Raw genomic sequence first — 21,791 nt, 5'->3', positions numbered from 1 at the left:
ATATACTTAATTGTTTTATTTTTTGAGGTGAAATCAAAGTGGAAAAGAATTATAGATACGCAATTAGGAAAACAACGCTAGGCGTGGCTAGTGTTGCGATTGCGGCTTTTTTGGCTGGACAGGTCCAAACTGTTCAGGCCGCAACCAGCGATAACCATGAGCCAACTGCTGATGCCGGCCACACGCCAGCAGCTAATGAACAGCCACCAGCAGGGCCAGCAACGCCTGCCGAACCGGCAGTCATCAGCCCGCTAGCAGCAGATGCAGGAAATCAGGACCTGCCTGGCCAACCAGTTAATACCAGCTTGCCTAATTCTGCTGGAAATGAACCCGCTAGTTCAGCCAGCCCGGCAGTTGCTCTATACACAGCACCTACGCCTGATAATGCACCGGTAGCTGGAGACGGAGCAAATGCAGCTGATTCAGTGCCATTGAATGAAGCGGTGAATACGGCTGAGCCAGCTAATGCAGCTGCAGGAGATAATGCAGATACAACTGCCACTACTGCTGACGCTCAACCGAACTACGACTTAGACGAAAAGCAAATTAAAGACTATTCCGAGTCAGAACGCTACCGTAGCGACCAAATGGAAGATGGTGCCGGGATTGGAAAAGATATGCGTGGCGAGGATAACTCTGGAGTAACGCCGTCTGATAAGGTCGAAAAAGAAGGGTTTTCTTTTACAGTATTAAATCCTACTTCAGAATCTAAGGATATATATGAATACGGGATTGATATTCGAATCGATAAGAGAACTGGCCAACGGACATTTACGAATATCTTTGTAACAGACACTCGCAGGGGGGCTCCTGTTGAAAGTAAGCGCTTATCTGCTTTAAAAGAAGGTGTTGAACTCCTGTTTGAAGATAGAGAGGGTCAAAAATTAAGTGCCACTTATCAACCTAAAGCTATTGCTGAAGTAAGAGCTGGTAGACAAGCTGGCTTCAATGTTATTTTTACCCGAGAAGATCTCACCTATATCAATAACTATTTAAATCAAGGGTTAACCCTTGTCGGTTGGCGGGATAAGTATACTAGGAAACATCCAAACGAAAAGCTCTTATTCCCAGATTCTTCTAATTTTGGAGTAACTTTTAAAGTCAATCCCTATCCAAACGAAAATGATACGCTAGGGACTATTCAAGTCGAAGGTTCGTCATCTACTCTAAACCCGCAGAATGTCGTCCAAGGTCAAGAAATCGAACTTGAAGGCATTGGCATTAAAAATTTAGATAAAAACGCTAGAAAACGTCTAGTTGGTCAAGTTTACTGGCCAGATGGGGAAGTGGTCCAAGAAGCTAGAGTCAGACTTGATGACCAAGGTAAAATTTTCGTAACTCTTCCTAAAGGCGCTCTCCAAGAGGGATCTCGTTTTAACAAAGACCAAAAAGCGATTCAAAGCCTAAATGTTCGCTTCTTTGCACGACCTAGAACGCTGGCTGAGTTTGAAGCAATTGTTAGAGAAAATAATGAATTTGGCGATACCTTTTACACCCCAACAGGTGCTGGTACACGCGTAATTAACCATGACGGTAAAGAAGTAGAAATTGATCTCCAAGGAATTGATCGTTATGACCACTACAACTTCTTAGGTGAAGTAGCATTAGGTTTAGATGATACACGCTTCCACGATGCTAAATTTAACGACGGTATTCCAAAAGGCGAAACTTTTGGCGAACTCAACCCAGGTGATGCTAAAATTATCGCTATGGAAAATACCAAAGATCCGGAAAATCCAGCATCGAAAACTGCTGACGACTATAAAGCGATGGTCGAAGAAGGCCGTGTCAAAGTAGAAATTGATAAAACGGGTATTCCAGAAGGCTTCGACGTCAAACTTTTAGACAATGCTGGCACACAAATTAGCGTATCCGTGCCTAAAACAGCTAAAGTAGGCGACGTCATTGCTTTTCCAGTTAAATATACCTACACCAACGGATCAACAGACATCCATTGGTTCCACTACAAAGTCGTTAACCCTGATTTAGCAATCCCTAATTACGGAGTTGAACGCGGTTATGCTGGTCAAACACTGACACAAACACCAACTGTCAAAGATACGGATAAGAAAAAACCAAATCGTTATACCTTAGATCAAAACACAGCAATTGATAATAAAGGTAACATTTGGGAATTATCTATTGATGAACAAACAGGTGTAGTCGCCGCAACTGTCCCAACAGGAGTTGAACTTACAGGTGAGGAAACAATCACCGTTCCGGTGACAAGTCATTACGACAATAATGAAGTTGCCTATACCAACGCTTATTTTAACGCACTTAAGACTGTTGAAAATAAGGTTAATCATACTTTTGAATCAGACATTCCGTTTGAAACTGAAGTCATCTATGACCCTGAACTTGAAACAGGTACAAAAGAAGTTGTTAAAAAAGGTGAAGTTGGTAAATCTCAAACCTTATTTGAGCAAACTCTTATCAACGGTAAAGCACAAGACCCTAAGATTACAACGTCAACCGTTAAAGACCCTGTTAATGCAGTTATCCGTGTGGGTATTAAACCTAAACAAGCAGTTGTAGAAATACCTTATACAACAGAGTATACCTTTGACCCTAATAAAAAAGCAGGGGAAGAGGAAGTAACTCAAACAGGTATTAACGGACAAGTAACTGTTACCTCAACGCTTAATCCAGAAACAGGAGAAATGACTGTTAAACAAGAAGAAACACGCGCACCACAAGTGCGAAAAGTTACTCTAGGTACAAAAACTGAAGGGGTTCACACACATACTCAAGACGTGCCTTTCGGTGTTCAAGTGAAAGTTGATAAGTCCCTTAAACCAGGTGAGTATCGTGTTGAAAAAGAGGGTGTATCAGGTAAAATCACAACTACTTGGAAGATTGAAAATTCGCAAGTAGTAGGAGAGCCTACAACTAACACCACCCCAGCTGAAGACGCTGTAGTTCTTGTTGGAGATAAAGCCTTTACAGGGAATATTACGCACACTACAACAGAAGAAACACCATTTAAAGTTCAAATTGTAGAACGTGATGACTTACCAAAAGGCACCCACCAAGTACATCAACAAGGCAAGGCTGGTACTATCAAACGTACTTATAAACAACATATTGAAAACGGTCAACCACAAGGTGATCTCGTTGAAGATGAATCTTTACGTGAATTAACCCAGGCACAAGATCATATTGTGTATGTTGGAACTAAGCCTTTAGAAGGTTCAACAACAGTTGAAACAACTAATAAGAAACCATTCGATGTTAAAGTTGTCTATGATAAGACTAAGCCTATAGGTTACATCCATGAAGAAGGTGGCATAGCCGGAGAAGAAACTCAATCAACGGATGTATCTTCTACTGATGGTAATCTTACAACAGGAAATACAACAACAACTGAGACTAAACCGTCAGTAACTAAAGTAATCACTGTTGGTACAAAAGATTATACAGGCGAGTTTAAGTATGAGCATAAGTCACCAGTACCGTTTGAAACCAAGATTGAATTCGATCCAAATATGAAGGCTGGTACCTCTGAAATTACTACACCAGGTGTACTAGGCGAAGAAACAACAACCGTTACCCAATCCTTCACTAATGGTACTAAGGGTGACCAAGTTGTTAACAAGCAACAAACCAAAGACCCAGTTACTCAAGTGATTAAGGTTGGTTCAATGACCGAAGGCACTCATACTCATACAGAAGATATTCCGTTTGATTACGAAGTGAAATACGATCCTAACATCGAAGCAGGTAAGTATGAAATAGAAGTAGCGGGCGAAAAGGGAACTCGAACAACTAAGTGGACCATTAAAAACTCTGAAATTCAAGGAAACCCAGAAGTCACTGAAACCCAACCAACCAAGGCTATTATCAAAGTAGGTAACAAGGACTTCACTGGCGAAGTGACTCATACTGATAAGAAGGAAATTCCTTTTGAAGTTGAGATCGTTGAAAATCCAAACTTACTTGTCGGTACTAAGAATGTTAAGCAACAAGGCGAAGCGGGCGAGAAGGAAGTCACTTATACCCAAGCGATTAAGAATGGTCAAGCAGATGGCGAATTGAAGACCACTGAAAACCAAACTAAGGCACCTAAGAAACACATTATTGAAGTCGGTACTAAGCCAGTTGAAGGTAATACCCACGAAGTCAACGAAAATGTTAACGTTGAAATCGAATACGTCACTGACGAAAACCTTGAAAAAGGAAAAGTTGAAACAGGCGACTTAGTTCCAGGTAAGGTAACTTCTAAGCTAGTCAACAAGATCGTTGATGGTAAAGTTGTAACCGAAGAGGTTAAGGAAGTAACCCCTGCTAAGCAAATCATTAAAGTAGGAGCTAAGGACTTCACCGGTACAGTGACGCACGAAGTCAAGGAAGAAGTGCCGTACACTGTTCGTATCGTTGAAGATGCTACCATGAAACCAGGCACTAGCCGGGTTGAAACTCAAGGTAAGGCCGGTTCTAAGACCACCAAGTACAGCCAAGATGTTGTTAACGGTCAAGCTTCAGGCGACATGAAGTCTGAAGTAATCGCAACAACTGATCCAACTGAACACGTGATCCATGTCGGTACAGCGCCAGTCGAAAACAGCAAGAACCTAAGCGAAGAAGTACCAGCTGAGGTTGAATATGTTTACGATGCAACCAAAGACAAGGGTACAGTTGAAAAGGGTGAATACACACCAGGCAAGGTAGAAACTAAGGTCGTTAATAAATACGATCCAAAGACAGGTGAAATCACAACCACCGAAGAAAAAGTGGTAACCCCTGCTAAGCAGAAGATTATTGTCGGTACTAAGGACTTCACCGGCACCTTCGAAACGGTTGATAAGAACCCAATTCCATACGAAGTGGAATACAAGGTCGATCCTACGCTTGAACCAGGTAAGGAAGTTGTTGACCAAGAAGGCGTTCTAGGTGAAGAATCAACAACCACAACCCACACCATCAAGAATGGTAAAGTTGAATCATCAACTCCAGGTGAGACTAAGCAAACCAAGGCACCAGTTAAGAAAATTGTCAGAATTGGCGCCAAGACAGATGGCACTTATACTCACAAGGAAGACGTACCATTTGAAGTGGAAGTTCGCGTAAATGAAGCATTAGCTAAGGGCGAACACAAGGTTGTTCAACAAGGCGAGAAGGGTGAGAAATCAACCACAGGTACCATCGAGAACTCTAAGGTAGTTGGCGAGCCGAAAGTTGAAACAACTAAACAAGCTAAGAAACATATTATTGAGGTCGGCAACAAGGACTTCACCGGCGAGGTTAGCCATGAAGTCACTGAAGACCTAGCCTTTGAAGTGGAAATCATTGAAGATGAGACCCTTGATGCGGGAACTATTGTGGTTGACCAACCAGGTGCCAAGGGTACTAAGACAACCAAGTACACCCAAGCGGTCAAGAATGGCCAAGCCGATGGTGAATTGAAGTCTAAAGTGATTCAAGAAACACCTGCTCAAAAACGTGTAGTTAGAGTTGGTAAGAAACCAGGAACTTGCCCAATTCCTGAAGGCACTGAAACACCAATCAACAAAGACATCCCAGTTGAAATCGAGTATGTTTACGATAACACCAAGGACAAAGGCTTTGTCGAAACTGGTCAGGTGACCCCAGGTAAGGTTGAATCTAAGGTGACTGCTAAGCTAGTTGATGGCAAGATTATCGCTACTGAAGAAACACTAGTAACGCCGGCTAAACAACAGATTGTTGTTGGCACTAAGGATCCATCTGGATACAACGGTAACTTTAGCCACGAAACGACTTCTGAACAGGCTTATAAGACCCAAGTCATTTTTGATGACACGCTAGAAGCTGGTAAGGTCGAAGAAGTACAAGCTGGTATCAACGGTCAAACCAAGGAAATGGTGACCCAAGCAGTTGTTAACGGCGTGCCGCAAGACAAACAAACAGCTACTCAAGTTATCACTAAGCCACAAGACCGGATTATCCGTGTGGGAACCAAGGGTGTGACGACTGAGAAACTGCAAGAAACGATTAAAGAACTACCAGTTGAGAAAGTGGTAGAAATTATCAAAGCAGTGCCTCAAGAAAAACTAGTTGAAATCATCAACGAAGTTGTCAAAGTGGTACCGCAAGAATCAATCAAAGAATTGATTAAGGAAGTCCCAGTGACCCGTATTGTGGAAATCGTTAGGGAAGTCCCTGTCGAAGTGGTTAAAGAGATCGTCAAGGAAGTTCCTGCCGACACCAAGGTGGTTGAAATCATCAAGGAAGTGCCTGTCGAAGTGATTAAGGAAGTCGTTAAAGAAATCCCTGCTGACACCAAAGTGGTTGAAGTCATCAAGGAAATCATTAAGGAAGTCCCAGTCGAGACCATCAAAGAAGTTCCTGGTATCCAAGTGCGCTATAATAAGGACTTGAAACCAGGTGAGGTCAAAGTTGTTGACCCAGGTGAAAAACGTGTCACTGAAACTAGGGATGGTAAGACGACAGTAATCACTGAAGGTCGCGATATGATTGTTGAAGTAAACTGTGGCAAGTGTGAAACCCCTGACAAACCAGGCAAAGATGAGCCGGGCAAGGATGAGCCAGGTGAGAACAAACCAGGCAAGGACGAGCCAGGTAAGGACACACCAGGTGAGAACAAACCAGGCGAAGACAAGCCAGGTGAAGACAAACCAGGCAAGGACACACCAGGTGAAGATAAGCCAGGCAAGGACACACCAGGTGAAGATAAGCCAGGTGAAAACACACCGGGTGAAGATAAACCAGGTAAAGATGAACCAGGCAAGGATACACCAGGCAAAGATAAGCCAGGCAAGGACACACCAGGCGAGAACACACCGGGTGAAGACAAGCCAGGCAAGGACAAACCAGGTGAAGATAAGCCAGGCGACAAAACGCCTGAGAAGCCGTTGCAACCAGGCCAACCTGACAAGCCTAATCAGCCAGAAACTGGTGATGCTGAAAAACCAAATCAGCCAGATCACTTAGTTCCAGGCCAAGATAAACTACCGCAAACTGAAGATGCTGAAACTGGTCATGATAAGTCGCCGCAACAAAGACAAACGACTGACCGACCAGAAAACCACCCAGCTGATGGTCAAAATCAACTACCAGCGACAGGTGCGACCGCTTCAACAAGTCTATTAGCCTTTACCTTGGCTGGACTTGGTTCAGTATTTGCGCTGAAAGGTCGTCGTAAAGAAGACTAAAAAATCTAGCATGAAATTAGGATAAAAGCTTATTAATGCCTAAAAAGGCGGTCAACCACCCCGTGTGGCTGACCGCCTTTTATTTTTTAGATAAAAAGATAAAAATATAGATATGATCGCAAGCTAGCTTTTGGACCCACTAGGGGGTGTGCTATACTTAGCCTAAAAGAGACAAAGGAGCTGTAACATGCTGAACGGCAAGAAAATTATTTTAGCCATTACTGGTGGGGTGGCGGCCTATAAAATTCCCAACTTTGCCCGCCAACTGATCAAGGCTGGAGCTGAGGTGCGGGTAGTCATGACCCAGGCTGCCTGCCAGTTCACCACCCCCTTTACCTTGGCAACCTTAACCAAGTATCCTGTCCTACTTGACCAAGCTGACTATCCTGATCCGGTTGGCCACGTTCACCTGGCTGACTGGGCTGATTTGTTGTTAGTGGTGCCGGCAACAGCTAATTCCCTGGCTAAATTTGCCCATGGTTTGGCGGATAATGAGTTAACGGCTACCTGGCTGGCCTTTAATAAGACAAAAATCGTTGTGCCAGCCATGAATGAAAAAATGTGGCAGAATCCGCGCACCCAGGCCAATATCAAACAATTGCAAGCCGATGGTGTCCAAGTCATCCAGCCGGCTTATGGCTTCTTAGCTGAGGGCTACCAAGGCCAAGGGCGCATGCCAGAAACGGACCAAATATTGGCCGCTGTCCAGGCCCAAGTAGCCATTAATGAGGCGGGCGTGCCTGTTGATGCACTTTCGGGTCAGCGAGTGATTATATCTGCCGGCGGTACCCAGGAGCCTTTGGACCCAGTTAGATATCTTTCCAACCGCTCTTCCGGAAAGATGGGTCTGGCCATTGCTCATGTAGCCAGTCTATTAGGGGCTGAGGTCACCCTGGTACGGACACCATCGGCTAAAGACTTGCCGGTTTTACCACAAATTACTTGCCTTGATGTTCAAAACGCCCGCCAGCTTTACCAGACCATGATGACGGCGGAGGCTGATATTGTCGTCATGGCAGCAGCTGTTTCTGACTATCGAGCCAAGAATCCTGCTGACCATAAAATGAAAAAGACCGATGACCAGCGCGCCAGTGGGGAGATGACCATTGAGTTGGTGGAGAATCCGGACATTTTAGCTAGCTTAGATAAAACTGACCGCTATACCATTGGTTTTGCAGCGGAAACACAAAATGTCTTGGACTACGGCCGGGCTAAACTGGTGAAAAAGGGAGCTGATATGATTGTTGCTAATGATGTCAGCCAGGCAGGTATCGGTTTTGGAGCGGATGACAATGCCGCCTACCTGATTACCGAAACTGGCCAGGTCAAAATTGACCAGCAGTCCAAGTATGGTCTAGCCGCCCAGATTTTTAAGCATATGAAGTGATGACTTAAACAAAATTAGGAGGGTGTGACGAGTAGCGCTTTGAACTGCTGCCCTAGTTTACGAATTGACAGCTAGTTCAGCTGCTCAGAACGCGACCATGCTACTAATGTTCCTATAATAGCGAGAGCCCGGGACTTATGTCCCAGGCTCTTTTATTTTGACCTTTGGGGGGAGCAGGTGGACTTGCGCTCTAGGCAAATAGCTTAGATGGTGGTGTTAAGCTACCTGAGATTACGAACGACAGCCAATCCAGTGTAATTTCGACGCTGAAGTAGCTTAAGTGTGGTTTTAAGCTACTTGGGACCCGGTACAGTCGCTAGTTCGAGTTAGTCTTGCTTCTGAAATAGCTCAAGTGGCGGCGTTAAGCTACTTGGGATCGCAATTGATAGCCAATCTTGTGTAATTCCGACGCTGAAGTAGCTCAAGTGGCGGCGTTAAGCTACTTGGGACCCGGTACAGTCGCTAGTTCGAGTTAGTCCTGCTTCTGAAGTAGCTCAAGTGGCGGCGTTAAGCTACTTGGGATCACAATTGATAGCCAATCTTGTGTAATTCCGACGCTGAAGTAGCTCAAGTGACGGCGTTAAGCTACTTGGGACCCGGTACAGTCGCTAGTTCGAGTTAGTCCTGCTTCTGAAGTAGCTCAAGTGGCGGCGTTAAGCTACTTGGGATCACAATTGATAGCCAATCTTGTGTAATTCCGACGCTGAAGTAGCTCAAGTGGTGGTTTTAAGCTACTGGGGCCCAATCACCACATCTAATCCCACGAAATCCCGTTTCTGAAGTAGCTCAAGTGGCGGCGTTAAGCTACTTGGGCCCGATCACCATATCTAATCTTAAGGAATTCCGAACCTGACTATGCTACTAACATTCATATAATAGCGAGAGCCTGGGACTTGAACAGCCCCAGGCTCTAATTTGTTGTTTGATCTGTATTTACCGTTAATTGCATGACCAAGGATAGCTGCCAATGCTAATTAATAGGATTAGTATGGAGCTACGCATGGCCTTTAAAAAGCAGTAGTGTATTAATATATTAATCTTCTTCACCTAATAAGTATTGATGGTCATCTAAAGACCAAGGTTCTTTTTCATTAATATGGTCGTAGAAGAGGATACCGTTAAGGTGGTCAATTTCATGCTGGAGGACAATGGCAGGGTAACCTTTAAAACGTTTGACGTATTCATTGCCGTCTAGGTCGTAATAACGGACTTTGATGCGGGCAGATCGGGGTACATAGCCGGGCACATCGCGGTCTACTGATAGACAGCCCTCGCCTTCTCTGAGGCAAACTTCCTCAACGGAGTGACTTAAAATACGTGGATTGACAAAAATGCCCTCCAGTTCGGGTTCATCCCCTTCTTCAAAACCGGGAATTAGGACAGCAGTCATGGCCAGCGATTCATTTAATTGTGGGGCGGCAATGCCAACGCCTGCTCTGAGTCCATACTTTTCCGCAATTTTTTCATCTTGACTATTAACCAAAAATTCCTGCATATCCTTTGCCAATTGTCTGACTTCAGGGCTGGCTGGTAGATCTACTTTGTCAGCTTTTTTACGTAGGGTAGGGTGCCCTTCTAAAATAATATCCTTCATGGTAATCATAAAAACACCTCGTCTAAAAATTTCTTTATCTATAAGATAGGCTTTAAAATAAAAATTGTAAAGGTTAAGACGACAATTTAGCGCTAAAACCAGTCTGCTTGTCAGTAGAAACCCTAGGCGCAACCGATACAAAAAGCAAATATTTGTTTTTATACAAAAACTTAAATTGTTTTTAATCTGTATCTGTGCTATTAAAATTGTAACAGTTTGATTGTGAATAATATAACAGAAATTTGTGAACAAAAATTCAATGCCTGGATTATCAGCCTTTTGAAGGCTTAGAGTCAAGATAATTAAAAATACGCAAATGAAAACAATTACAATTTTTGCAATCTGTAATATATAAGTTGATGAAATCGCTCTAAGCTTTAACTTGATAATATGTGAATATCGTGGTAAATTTAAACAGTAGCTAATATATAATTAATACAGTTGGGCACAATTGTATAATGCGAAAGAAGAGAGGAATGTATTAAATATGGCTAAATTACCAGTAGATTACGAAGCTCAATTGAAGAATATTCATAAAGAGTTTCCAATGGTTCAAATTTTAAATGAAGAGGGTAAGGTTGTTAACCCTGATATCATGCCTGACCTATCAGACGATGAATTAGTAGAACTAATGAAACGTATGGTATTTTCTCGTACCTTACACGAACGTTCTATGGCTCTAGCTAAACAAGGTCGTCTAGGTTTCTATGCGCCTACTTATGGTCAAGAAGCTTCACAAATGGCTTCTTCATTTGCCTTCACTAAAGAAGACTGGTTATTCCCAGGCTACCGTGATGTGCCCCAATTAATCGCTCACGGCCTACCTGTCTACAAAGGCTTCTTATGGTCTCGTGGCCACGTTGAAGGTAACGAATATCCAGAAGACCTACATGCTATGCCACCACAAATCATTATCGGTGCCCAATACATTCAAGCAATGGGTAACGCTGTTGGTCAAAAATTAAATGGTTCTGAAAATGTAACCTTCACTTATACTGGTGATGGTGGTTCTTCTCAAGGTGACTTCTACGAAGGTATCAACTATGCTTCTCGTTACAAAGCACCAATCGTTTTCTTTATTCAAAATAATGGTTTCGCCATCTCTACACCGCGTCACAAACAAACAGCTGCTGAAACCTTAGCACAAAAAGCTGTTGCTGTAGGTATTCCAGGTGTTCAAGTTGATGGTATGGACCCATTAGCTGTTTATGCAGTGGCTAAACAAGCACGTGAATGGGCAGCTGCTGGTAATGGTCCAGTCCTAATTGAAACCATCACTAACCGTCTAGGTGCGCACTCAACTTCTGGTGACGATCCTAAGATTTATCGTACCCAAGAAGACATCGACGTTTGGACTGCTAAAGAGCCGCTAATCCGTATGCGCGCCTTCTTAGAAGAAAAAGGTCTATGGTCTCAAGAAATTGAAGAAGCTTATGTTGAGGAAGTAAAAGAAGAAATTAAAGAAGCGGCTAAACAAGCTGACGCTGTTCCAAAACAAAAAGTATCTGACTTCTTGAAGAACATGTTCGAAAAACCAGGTCAAAACATCCAGGAACAAATCGAAGAATACGAAGCAAAGGAGAATAAATAAGCATGGCTAATTTAACAATGATCGAAGCGATCACTCAAGCTTTAGACCAAGAAATGGAAAAAGATGATAAAATCTTGATCTTTGGTGAAGACGTTGGTAAAAACGGTGGTGTTTTCCGTGCAACTAAAGGCTTGCATGAAAAATACGGCGATGACCGTGTAAGCGACACCCCACTTTCTGAGTCTGGTATCGGTGGTATGGCGATTGGTCTTGCCTTACAAGGTTTCCGTCCAGTTATGGAAATCCAATTCTTCCCATTCGTGTTTGAGGTTTTTGACTCTATTGCAGCGCAAATGAACCGGACGCGTTACCGGATGGGTGGTACCCGCAACATGCCAATTACTGTCCGTTCACCATTCGGTGGTGGGGTACATACACCAGAAATGCACTCAGACTCATTAGAAGGTTTAATGGCCCAAACACCTGGTTTGAAAGTGGTTATTCCTTCAAACCCTTATGATGCCAAAGGTCTATTGACTGCGGCTATCCGCGAAAATGACCCAGTTGTCTTCTTAGAGCACATGAAACTTTACCGTTCATTCCGTGAAGAAGTGCCAGAAGAGCAATATGAAATTGAATTAGGCAAGGCTAACGTGGTTCGCGAAGGTAGCGACGTAACAGTAATTGCTTACGGTTTCATGGTTCGCGAAGCCATTAAAGCAGCTGACGAATTAGAAGGCCAAGGCATTTCAGTAGAAATTGTTGACCTACGCACTGTTTCACCACTTGATATGGAAACTATCACTGCTTCAGTTGAGAAAACTGGTAAGGTAGTTGTTGTCCAAGAAGCGCAACGTCAAGCTGGTGTCGGCGACAAGGTTGTTTCTGAAATTTCACAACGGGCAATCCTATCATTAGAAGCGCCAGTTAAACTAGTTGCTTCTGCTGATACTGTCTTCCCATTCGGTTTAGCTGAAAATACTTGGTTACCACACGCTGGTGATATTGTAGAAGCAGTTAAAGAAGTACACGAATTCTAATTACTTTAGACGGTGCTGTGGCCTAGGCCGCAGCCCGATCTATTAGTTTGCTCCATAAAAATATATCCAAGAAGGGACGAAATAATATATGGCATACGTATTTAACTTACCTGATGTCGGTGAAGGTATGGCAGAAGGAGAAATCGTTTCATGGTTAGTCGCTGAAGGTGACCAAGTAAACGAAGAAGATCCGATTGTTGAAATCCAAAACGATAAATCAGTTGAAGAAATCTATTCTCCAGTATCTGGTAAAGTAACCAAATTACACTACGCTGAAGGCGATGTGGCAATGGTTGGTACACCTTTAATTACCTTTGAAGGTGAAGGCCTACCTGATAACGAAGAAACAGCTGCGCCATCTAGCCCAGCATCACCAGCCCAAGAAGAAAAGGCTGCAGATCCAGCAACATCTTCATCAGCTGGCGGTTCTTATTACCAATTCGTCTTACCTGACGTTGGTGAAGGTATGGCCGAAGGTGAAATCGTTGAATGGTTAGTTGCAGAAGGCGACGAAATCAACGAAGAAGATTCACTAGTTGAAATCCAAAATGACAAATCAGTTGAAGAAGTGGCTTCACCAGTATCTGGTAAGGTTGTTCGTATCTTAGTTGAACCTGGTACTGTTGCTAACGTTGGTGACGTCTTGGCTGAAATCGATTCACCAGACCACAACGGCGAAGGTGCTGCTTCAACACCAGCATCACCAGCCCAAGAAGAAAAAGCAGAAGACCCTGCTAAAGGCGCCTCTTCAAACGCTGCTTCTTCAGGAGTGCCTGAAGCTGCTGATCCAAACCGTCGTGTACTAGCTATGCCTTCAGTGCGTCAATATGCTCGCGAAAAAGGCGTTGACATTACCCAAGTACAAGGTAGCGGTAAAAATGGTCGCGTTGTCCGTGAAGACATCGATAACTTCGATGGCTCAGCTGCCGCAGCACCAGCCGCTGAAGCCCCAGCTCAAGCAGAAAAAGCTGGTAAACCTGCTAAAGAAAAAGCAGCCTTCAAGTCTTCAGCTGACTACGCTGAAATGGAAGAACGCATCCCAATGACTCCTATGCGTAAAGCCATCTCTAAAGCCATGGAAACTTCAGCTTATACCGCACCACAAGTTACCTTGTTCAAGAATGTGGAAGTTTCTAAACTTTGGGATCACCGCAAGAAATTCAAGGGTGTGGCTGCTGAACGCGATACTAAGCTAACCTTCTTACCATATGTGGTTAAAGCTTTAGTAGCAGCTGTTAAGAAATATCCTGCCCTTAACGCTTCTGTTGACGATGCTAACCAAGAGTTCGTTCACAAGAACTACTACAATGTTGGTATCGCAACTGACACTGACCAAGGTCTATTCGTACCAAACATTAAAGATGCAGATAAGAAATCAATGTTTGACATTGCTGATGAAATCACTGAAAAAGCTGGCAAAGCCCATGCTGGTGAATTATCTGCCGGTGAAATGCGTGATGGTACAGTAACTATCTCTAATATCGGTTCTGTTGGCGGTGAGTTCTTCACGCCAATCTTGAACTATCCAGAAGTTGCTATCCTTGGCGTTGGTACAATCAAGCAAGAACCAATCGTTAATGAAGACGGCGAGATCACAGTTGGTCGTGTTACGAAACTTTCATTAGTATTTGACCACCGTATCGTTGACGGTGCAACAGGCCAACAAGCCCTTAATGAAATTGCGCGTCTATTAGCTGATCCAGAATTATTATTAATGGAAGGATGATTGCAGAATGGTAGTAGCAAAATATTCTAAAGAAGTCGATACAATCGTAATCGGTGCTGGACCTGGTGGCTATGTAGCCGCCATCCGCGCCGCCCAAATGGGTCAAAAGGTTGTTATTGTTGAACGTGAATTCATCGGTGGGGTCTGCTTGAACGTCGGCTGTATCCCTTCAAAAGCCTTGATTGCTGCCGGTCATGCTTACCATAACTCTTTAGATGGCAACGAAGTATTCGGTGTCACTGCTGAAAATGTTAAGTTAGACTTCACTAAGACCCAAGAATGGAAAGACAACACTGTAGTAGCTAAGCTTACTGGCGGTGTTGAAATGTTGCTTAAGAAGAACAAGGTTGAGATCGTTCGCGGTGAAGCCTTCTTCAATGGCGAAAACGAATTAACAGTGGTTGACGCTGAAGAAAACGGCCAATCATATGAATTCAAACACGCTATCGTTGCAACAGGTTCTCGTCCAATCGAAATCCCTGGCTTCAAATTCGGTGGCCGTATCATCGATTCAACAGGCGCCCTAAACTTAAAAGAAGTGCCTAAACACCTAGTGGTTATCGGTGGCGGTATCATCGGTTCTGAATTAGGTATGTCATACGCTAACCTAGATGCCAAAGTAACCGTTCTTGAAGGTTCTCCACAAATCTTACCTACTTTCGAAAAAGACATGGTTAAAGTTGTTGAGAAGAAAATGAAAGAACGTAACATGGAAATCAACGTTAACGCCATGGCTAAAGAAGCTATCGATAACGGTGACTCTGTGACTGTTAAATACGAAGTAAACGGTGAACCTAAAGAAATCACTGCTGACTACGTTCTAGTATGTGTGGGCCGTCGTCCTAACACTGATGAGCTAAGCTTAGCAGCAGCTGGTGTAGAATTAACTGACCGTGGCCTAGTTAAAGTTGACAACCAAGGACGCAGCTCTAACAAGAGCATCTTCGCAATCGGCGACATCGTTCCTGGTGCAGCCCTAGCCCACAAAGCTTCATACGAAGGTAAAATCGCCGCTGAAGCCATCTCTGGTAAACCAGTAGCAGTAGACTACAAAGTTATGCCTTCGGTAGCCTTTACTGATCCAGAATTAGCTTCATTCGGTTTAACTGAAAAAGAAGCTAAAGAAAAAGGTATGGACGTTCACACCTTCAAATTCCCATTTGCAGGTAACGGTCGTGCCCTATCTCTTAACCAAACAGAAGGCTTTATCCGCCTAGTAGCAACTAAGGGTGACAACATCCTAGTTGGTGCTCAAATGGTCGGTGTAAACGCCTCTGACATCCTAGCTGAAATGGGCTTAGCCATCGAAGGCGGCCTAAACGCAGAGGATATCGCCCTAACCATCCACGGTCACCCTTCATTATCAGAAGCGGTAATGGATGCGGCAGAAGGTATCCTAGGTATGCCAATCCACGCTTAATCAGCTTTTAGATAAAATAGATAACCCCCAGCCGGTTCGGCTGGGGGTTTCTGTTTGATTAGCTAGCATCCCATTCTTTTGGTTAGATTCACTACCCTAATTCAGCGATAAGGTGTAGAGAATTTATAGCTTAGCTAGCACCTCATTCTCTTGATTAGATTCACTACCCTAAGTTAATGATAGAGTGTAGAGAATTTCAATGAGCTTGTTTGGCATCTTCTTAGGGTAAAGATTCACTACCCTAATTCAGCGATAAGGTGTAGAGAATTCATAGGTTAGCTAGGATCCCATTCTTTTGATTAGATTCACTACCCAAATTCAGTGATAAGGTGTAGAGAATTTATAGCTTAGCTAGCATCCCAATCTCTTGATTAGATTCACTACCCTAATTCAGCGATAAGGTGTAGAGAATTCATGGCTTAGCTAGCATCCCATTCTTTTGATCAGATTCACTACCCTAATTCAGCGGTAAGGTGTAGAGAATTTATAGCTTAGCTAGCATCTCATTCTTCTGGTTAAATTCACTACCCTAAGTCAATGATAGAGTGTAGAGAATTTTGTTGAACTGACAGGTATCATCTTATAGATCAAGCAATATAGTCAATAAAGATTTTCTTTCGGTCGTATCATTCTAGGGGCTTTCGTTAAGAATTTACCGTAAGGATTTAGATAGACGCCTCGCCTAACTTTTTCATAGCTAGAGAGGGCATAAAAACAGGTTTTTCTAGGTAAATTGTGGTCAACGAATTTAAAAAAATGGCTAGGATGTATATGATTCTGATAAAAAAGCAGGGCGTATTCATCTAACATGCGGGCAGTTAAATCCTTCTTCTTTTCTCGGTAACCACATGAGCAGATAGCAGACATCTTTTCTAGCTTCAGCTCAAAATTCCCACATACCTTGCAATAAATCCCTGTTATGAGTGGATAATTTGGCTCAAGTCGGTAGAAGTAACCGGCTGCTAGCTCTGAACCTGCTATATTTTTAATGTCATGTAGCATACGAAAATCATTGCTGCTAGGTTCAGACAAATTATTAAGCCAATTCTTCAAACTAGACTGATTAAAAACTCCCCAAGGTTCATCACCGTTTGAAGTGAATGACCAACTCGAATTGGTAAAGATTAAAACGCCATGTACTTGGTAACCCTTCAACCTTTGCCTAAGCACTCCGACTGCTCGTTGTAATTGTTTAAAGGGATCGTAGTCGACAGGCTGACCTGCACGCAACCATTGCCCCTGCATATATTGGTGATCCACGCTATAGTTCTTTACTTCAAGCACATAGATTTGACCTGCATTTACCACTAGACCATCTAGTTGAACGAGCTGTCGATCATGCCCAAGCCAGACATTAGTCAAGAAGTTATTGGTTGGTAAACATGCGGATAAGATATCTTCAAGTAATAATTCCCCCTCCAAACCAGCCCGCAAATTCAATAGGTGCTTGTAACCTTGTTCATCCAAACCTTGCCGCTTATGACAAGCTTCATGCCATGCTAATTCTAAATACATAACATCCCTCCTCATATATAAATAAGGAATTTTTGTCAAAATCTTCTTTTGGCAAGGAAAAAAGCCAGAAAAGTAGCTGAATTAGCTCATTTTCCTAGCTTTTGCACTTGATTTTGTATTTTTCAAGGCCTCGCCTAGCGCTCGAGTTCCAACACGCGAGCTTCTGTCACTACTAGATCCATTAGTTGATCATAGTCATCGACAACCAGGTCATCAAGTAAGATTTGGTCATAAATCGGCAACAAGCGGACTGCATTGGTATTTACCAGAAAGCGGTCGTAGTAACCACCCCCGTAGCCCAAGCGCTGACCGCTGTGGCTGGCTGCTAAGCAGGGGACAATTGCGAGGTCGATAGTTGTTGGCGATACAATCGCACTTTCTGCACTTGGCTCCCAAGCCCCATAAGCCGACCGAATTAAATCATCGCCAGGTTGATAAAGGTGGGCCGACATTTGTCGCTGGGGATAGACGCGGGGCAAGGCGACAGTTTTGCCGTCACGCCAGGCGGCTTCAATTAGCGGTCGGGTGGCCACTTCACCGGGCATCGCCTGGTAGATAAAAATAGTTTGGCTGTCTTGGTAGCAGGGCAGATCCCAAATACGCTGGTAAATCGTAGCTTCAGCTTTCTGGCGGTAGTCAGGGCTGAGTTGGCTGCGCGCTTGTTTCATCTGCCGACGTAAGGCCTGTTTCTCGCTTGTCAAGTCTCCCTTATCTGTCACAATCCTCTTCCTCTCTAATTAACTTGATTTTTGCTATAATAAAGTTATTATAGGTGAGGGAAAAGGAGCGGGCAAATGAAGAATTACAGTTATCCCCTAGATTTGGATTGGACCAGCCAGGAAATGGCGACGGTTATCCGTTTTTTTAATGCGGTTGAATCTGCCTACGAAAGCCGGGTCGACCGCCAAGAAGTTTTGGACGCTTACCGGGCTTTTAAAGAAATTGTTCCCCGTAAAAATGAAGAAAAGCAGTTGGGTCGAGCTTTTGAAGAGCGGTCCGGCTACTCTTGCTACCGGGTGGTTCAAGCTGCTCGTCAGTCTGACCGCCCAACGATTTCAATGCCTGAAAAGCGTTAAACAAGGATGCAGGCAAGCCACCCACATGGCCACGACCAACAATTGCTGCGGCTGGGAAGTGAGCAGCCGATATAAACACAAGCAGCAATTTCTATGGCTGAGAGAAACTAAGCCAAAATGCTGGGAGCCGACATAAACATGCCCAACAAATTCGGTGACTGAAAAGCGCTAAGTAGCGCTGCTGATAGTCATTATTAGCTTGCTGATAGCTAACGTCACTAAGACCAAACAAATTCTATGGGGGAGAGGAGCTAGATATTTGGAAAGAGAATTAGCAGGCCTAGTCAAAGACTGGGTCCACCAGGCAGGAGACTATATCCGCCAGCACATGCAAGCCGACTTAAAAGTAACAAGCAAGTCATCACGGACAGACTTGGTCACTGAATTGGACCAATGGACGGAAAAGTTTTTGCGGACTAAAATTAGCCAGGCCTATCCAGACCATGCGGTGATGGGGGAGGAGGCCATGGGTACTAATCCGACTAGCATGGCTGGTCCGGTTTGGATTATTGATCCCATTGATGGGACAGCTAACTTTGTCTCACAGCAGGAAAACTTTGTCATCATGCTGGCCTTTTACCAGGACGGCCAGGGCCGTTTTGCCGCCATTTATGATCCCATCCGCGACCGCTATCTGGAGGCGATCAAGGGGCAGGGCGTCTATTTAAATGACCAGCCCCTGAAATTGCGCTTTGCTGACCGTCAGCTAGACCAGGGCCTGGTTGCCTGTAATGGGCATATGGCCCTTAAAAACCAGTTAAATATACAAGCGATTCTCGACCAGTCCATGGGGGTTAGGATGTATGGTTCGGCTGGTATCGAGATTATGTCACTGGTTAAAGGCGCTACCATTGCTTATATCAGTCCGCGCCTAAAACCTTGGGACATAGCGGCCGGTGCTGTGATTTGCCAGGAGCTGGGGCTGGTTTGCCGGCAATTTGATGGCCAAGAGATTGACCTGATGACAACTAATCCAACGATTTTTGCCTACCCAAGTGTTTACCAAAAAATTCGCCAGCATCTGGACCATGAGCTGGCCAAACAGTAATGCTCTGCCCCGAAACATAAGTCAGCCACCAGCAAGCTGGCCAAGCAGTAATGCTAGTCCAGGCTCATAAGGCGGGTATAAACTACATGGACAAAACAACTAGCTAATGCTCAGCCAGGCTCATGTGGGTATCACCAGCTATTCGAGCCAAAGCCCAGCAAATGCTAGCCCAGACTCATATGGCCACCAGCTACAAGGGTATAATATAGGCTGAAAGCCCTTAATCAAGTGTTTGAGACAAAAAAATCTAGGTGAATGCCTTAATTAGTGGTAAAATGGAAAAGCTAAAAAACCAGTGACAATCAAAAGGCTGGTTTTTGACGAGATGAATTTGACACAAACAAAAAATGGAGGAATGCTAGTAATGGCACAAAGAGAAGATATTCGCAACGTCGCAATCATTGCCCACGTCGACCACGGTAAAACAACCTTGGTAGACAATCTGTTAGAACAATCATCAACCTTAGATGAGCGGGCTAAGACGTCTGACCGGATGATGGACTCTAATGATATCGAACGGGAGCGCGGGATTACCATCCTATCTAAGAATACGGCGGTAAATTACAAGGGTAACCGCATCAATATCTTGGATACCCCAGGACACGCCGACTTCGGTGGTGAAGTTGAGCGGATCATGAAAATGGTTGATGGGGTTGTTTTGGTTGTCGATGCCCAAGAGGGTACCATGCCCCAAACCCGCTTTGTATTGATGAAGGCTTTTGAAGCTGGCGTGGTGCCGGTTGTTGTTGTTAACAAGGTAGATAAACCAGCTGCCCGTCCTTTGGAAGTTGTCGATGAAGTCCTAGAGCTCTTTATCGAGTTAGGGGCTGACGACGACCAGATTGAGTTCCCAGTTATCTACGCCTCAGCCATGAACGGGACGTCAAGCCTGTCTCCAAATCCGGACAAACAAGAATCTACTATGGACTACATCTTTGATGCCATTATGGAATACATCCCAGCGCCTGAGGACAATGGCGACCAGCCGCTGCAATTCCAAGTGTCTATGCTGGACTATAACGACTACGTGGGTCGTATCGGGGTCGGTCGGGTCTTCCGTGGTACCATCAGTGTCGGCGACCAAGTGACCTTGAATAAGCTTGACGGTACCAAGAAAAACTTCCGGGTCACCAAACTATTCGGCTTCCTTGGCCTTGACCGGATTGAAATTGATTCAGCAACTGCTGGCGATATCATTGCCGTTTCTGGTTTTGAAGATATCTTCGTTGGCGAAACCGTCACTGACACCGAAGTGCAAGAGGCCTTGCCACCAATGCATATCGACGAACCAACCTTACAAATGACCTTCTTAACTAATAATTCGCCATTTGCCGGCCGCGAGGGTCAACACGTGACTTCACGTAAACTAGAAGAACGCCTTCGCTATGAGCTGCATACCGACGTGTCACTGCGAGTGGATAATACCTCATCACCAGATGCCTGGATTGTTTCTGGCCGTGGCGAACTCCACCTGTCAATCTTGATTGAAAATATGCGTCGTGAAGGCTATGAACTCCAAGTATCTCGTCCGGAAGTTATTATCCGCGAGATTGATGGTGTCCGTTGCGAACCTTTTGAAGCTGTCCAAGTTGACACACCTGAAGAGTACCAAGGAGCTATTATCGACTCCCTTAACCAACGTAAGGGTGAGATGCAGAATATGGAAAACACCGGTCGCGGCACCACGCGCTTGACTTATCTAGTACCAGCCCGTGGTCTAATCGGTTACCCAACCCAGTTCATGTCCATGACTCACGGCTACGGTATTCTGAACCACACCTTCGATTCCTATAAACCTGAAATTAAAGGTCAAATCGGTAACCGTAACCACGGTGCTCTAGTATCCACTGAGACCGGTAAAGCTACCACTTACGGCATTATGAATGTGGAAGAGCGCGGTACCATCTTCGTAGAACCAGGTACTGAAATCTATGAAGGTATGATTGTTGGTGAGAACGCCCGCGAAGGCGATTTGGATGTTAACATCGTCAAAGCTAAACAATTAACCAACGTGCGGTCAGCCAACAAGGACCAAACCTCTGTCATCAAGACCCCACGCAAACTGACTTTAGAGGAATCACTAGAATTCTTGGATGAAGACGAGTACTGTGAAGTGACTCCAGAAAACGTGCGTCTGCGTAAAGCCATTTTGAATAAGAATGAACGGGCCAAAGCAGCCAAACGCAAGAAAAAAGCTAGTGAAGAACAGTAATTAATTAAAAGCTAAAATCTCCAAAGTGGGATTTTAGCTTTTTTTATAGCATTTAACCATTGGGCCCATATGATGCGGGTTGTTTAAT

At 44.2% G+C, this 21,791-nt stretch carries 12 protein-coding genes; 9 read left to right on the top strand and 3 right to left on the bottom strand.

The features are described 5' to 3' along the window. Positions 1–38 precede the first annotated feature (38 nt). Together AWM75_RS02950 and coaBC are read left to right on the top strand one after the other, a co-directional pair. Positions 39–7,154, top strand: a complete 7,116-nt coding sequence (locus AWM75_RS02950; RefSeq protein ID WP_074572677.1) for a G5 domain-containing protein — start codon at positions 39–41, stop codon at positions 7,152–7,154. Positions 7,155–7,344: 190 nt separating this feature from the next. Continuing rightward, positions 7,345–8,541, top strand: a complete 1,197-nt coding sequence (gene coaBC, locus AWM75_RS02945) for a bifunctional phosphopantothenoylcysteine decarboxylase/phosphopantothenate--cysteine ligase CoaBC (RefSeq protein ID WP_412459297.1) — start codon at positions 7,345–7,347, stop codon at positions 8,539–8,541. A gap of 1,033 nt (positions 8,542–9,574) precedes the next feature. Here the strand turns inward: coaBC and def are convergent. Then, a complete protein-coding gene (gene def, locus AWM75_RS02940) occupies positions 9,575–10,144 on the bottom strand; it encodes a peptide deformylase (protein ID WP_067978024.1) in 570 nt (189 codons plus the stop codon). Between the two features lie 478 nt (positions 10,145–10,622). Here def and pdhA point away from each other — a divergent pair, with 478 nt between their 5' ends. The 4 genes from pdhA to lpdA all read left to right on the top strand — a co-directional run bounded on the left by pdhA (position 10,623) and on the right by lpdA (position 15,852). Next, positions 10,623–11,726 carry a pyruvate dehydrogenase (acetyl-transferring) E1 component subunit alpha gene (pdhA, locus tag AWM75_RS02935; protein ID WP_067978022.1) on the top strand — a complete coding sequence of 368 codons (1,104 nt, stop codon included), beginning with the start codon at positions 10,623–10,625 and terminating at the stop codon, positions 11,724–11,726. A gap of 2 nt (positions 11,727–11,728) precedes the next feature. After that, positions 11,729–12,706: an alpha-ketoacid dehydrogenase subunit beta gene (locus tag AWM75_RS02930; RefSeq protein WP_067978020.1), complete on the top strand. Its 978-nt coding sequence runs from the start codon at positions 11,729–11,731 to the stop codon at positions 12,704–12,706. An 88-nt stretch (positions 12,707–12,794) separates the two neighbouring features. Continuing rightward, a complete protein-coding gene (locus tag AWM75_RS02925; protein ID WP_067978018.1) occupies positions 12,795–14,432 on the top strand; it encodes a 2-oxo acid dehydrogenase subunit E2 in 1,638 nt (545 codons plus the stop codon). A gap of 7 nt (positions 14,433–14,439) precedes the next feature. After that, on the top strand, positions 14,440–15,852 hold the full coding sequence (gene lpdA / locus AWM75_RS02920) for a dihydrolipoyl dehydrogenase (protein ID WP_067978015.1): 1,413 nt from the start codon (positions 14,440–14,442) through the stop codon (positions 15,850–15,852). Between the two features lie 600 nt (positions 15,853–16,452). Here the strand turns inward: lpdA and AWM75_RS02915 are convergent. Both AWM75_RS02915 and AWM75_RS02910 read right to left on the bottom strand, forming a co-directional pair. Then, positions 16,453–17,367: a nuclease-related domain-containing protein gene (locus tag AWM75_RS02915; protein WP_067978013.1), complete on the bottom strand. Its 915-nt coding sequence runs from the start codon at positions 17,365–17,367 to the stop codon at positions 16,453–16,455. A 134-nt stretch (positions 17,368–17,501) separates the two neighbouring features. Continuing rightward, entirely contained in the window at positions 17,502–18,086 is a 585-nt protein-coding gene (locus tag AWM75_RS02910) for a 5-formyltetrahydrofolate cyclo-ligase (protein WP_067978012.1), read from the bottom strand. Between the two features lie 75 nt (positions 18,087–18,161). Between AWM75_RS02910 and AWM75_RS02905 the strand changes: the two genes are divergently transcribed. The 3 genes from AWM75_RS02905 (at position 18,162) to typA (ending at position 21,703) form a co-directional block, all read left to right on the top strand. Next, on the top strand, positions 18,162–18,443 hold the full coding sequence (locus AWM75_RS02905; RefSeq protein ID WP_067978009.1) for a UPF0223 family protein: 282 nt from the start codon (positions 18,162–18,164) through the stop codon (positions 18,441–18,443). Positions 18,444–18,702: 259 nt separating this feature from the next. Continuing rightward, positions 18,703–19,491: an inositol monophosphatase family protein gene (locus tag AWM75_RS02900; RefSeq protein ID WP_067978006.1), complete on the top strand. Its 789-nt coding sequence runs from the start codon at positions 18,703–18,705 to the stop codon at positions 19,489–19,491. Between the two features lie 364 nt (positions 19,492–19,855). Then, positions 19,856–21,703 carry a translational GTPase TypA gene (gene typA, locus AWM75_RS02895; protein ID WP_067978004.1) on the top strand — a complete coding sequence of 616 codons (1,848 nt, stop codon included), beginning with the start codon at positions 19,856–19,858 and terminating at the stop codon, positions 21,701–21,703. Positions 21,704–21,791: the final 88 nt, after the last annotated feature.

The sequence above is a fragment of the Aerococcus urinaehominis genome, from assembly GCF_001543245.1.
Lineage (GTDB): Bacteria > Bacillota > Bacilli > Lactobacillales > Aerococcaceae > Aerococcus > Aerococcus urinaehominis.
Note: the sequence above shows the minus strand (reverse complement) of the source record. Positions and strands in the feature narration are given on the sequence as shown.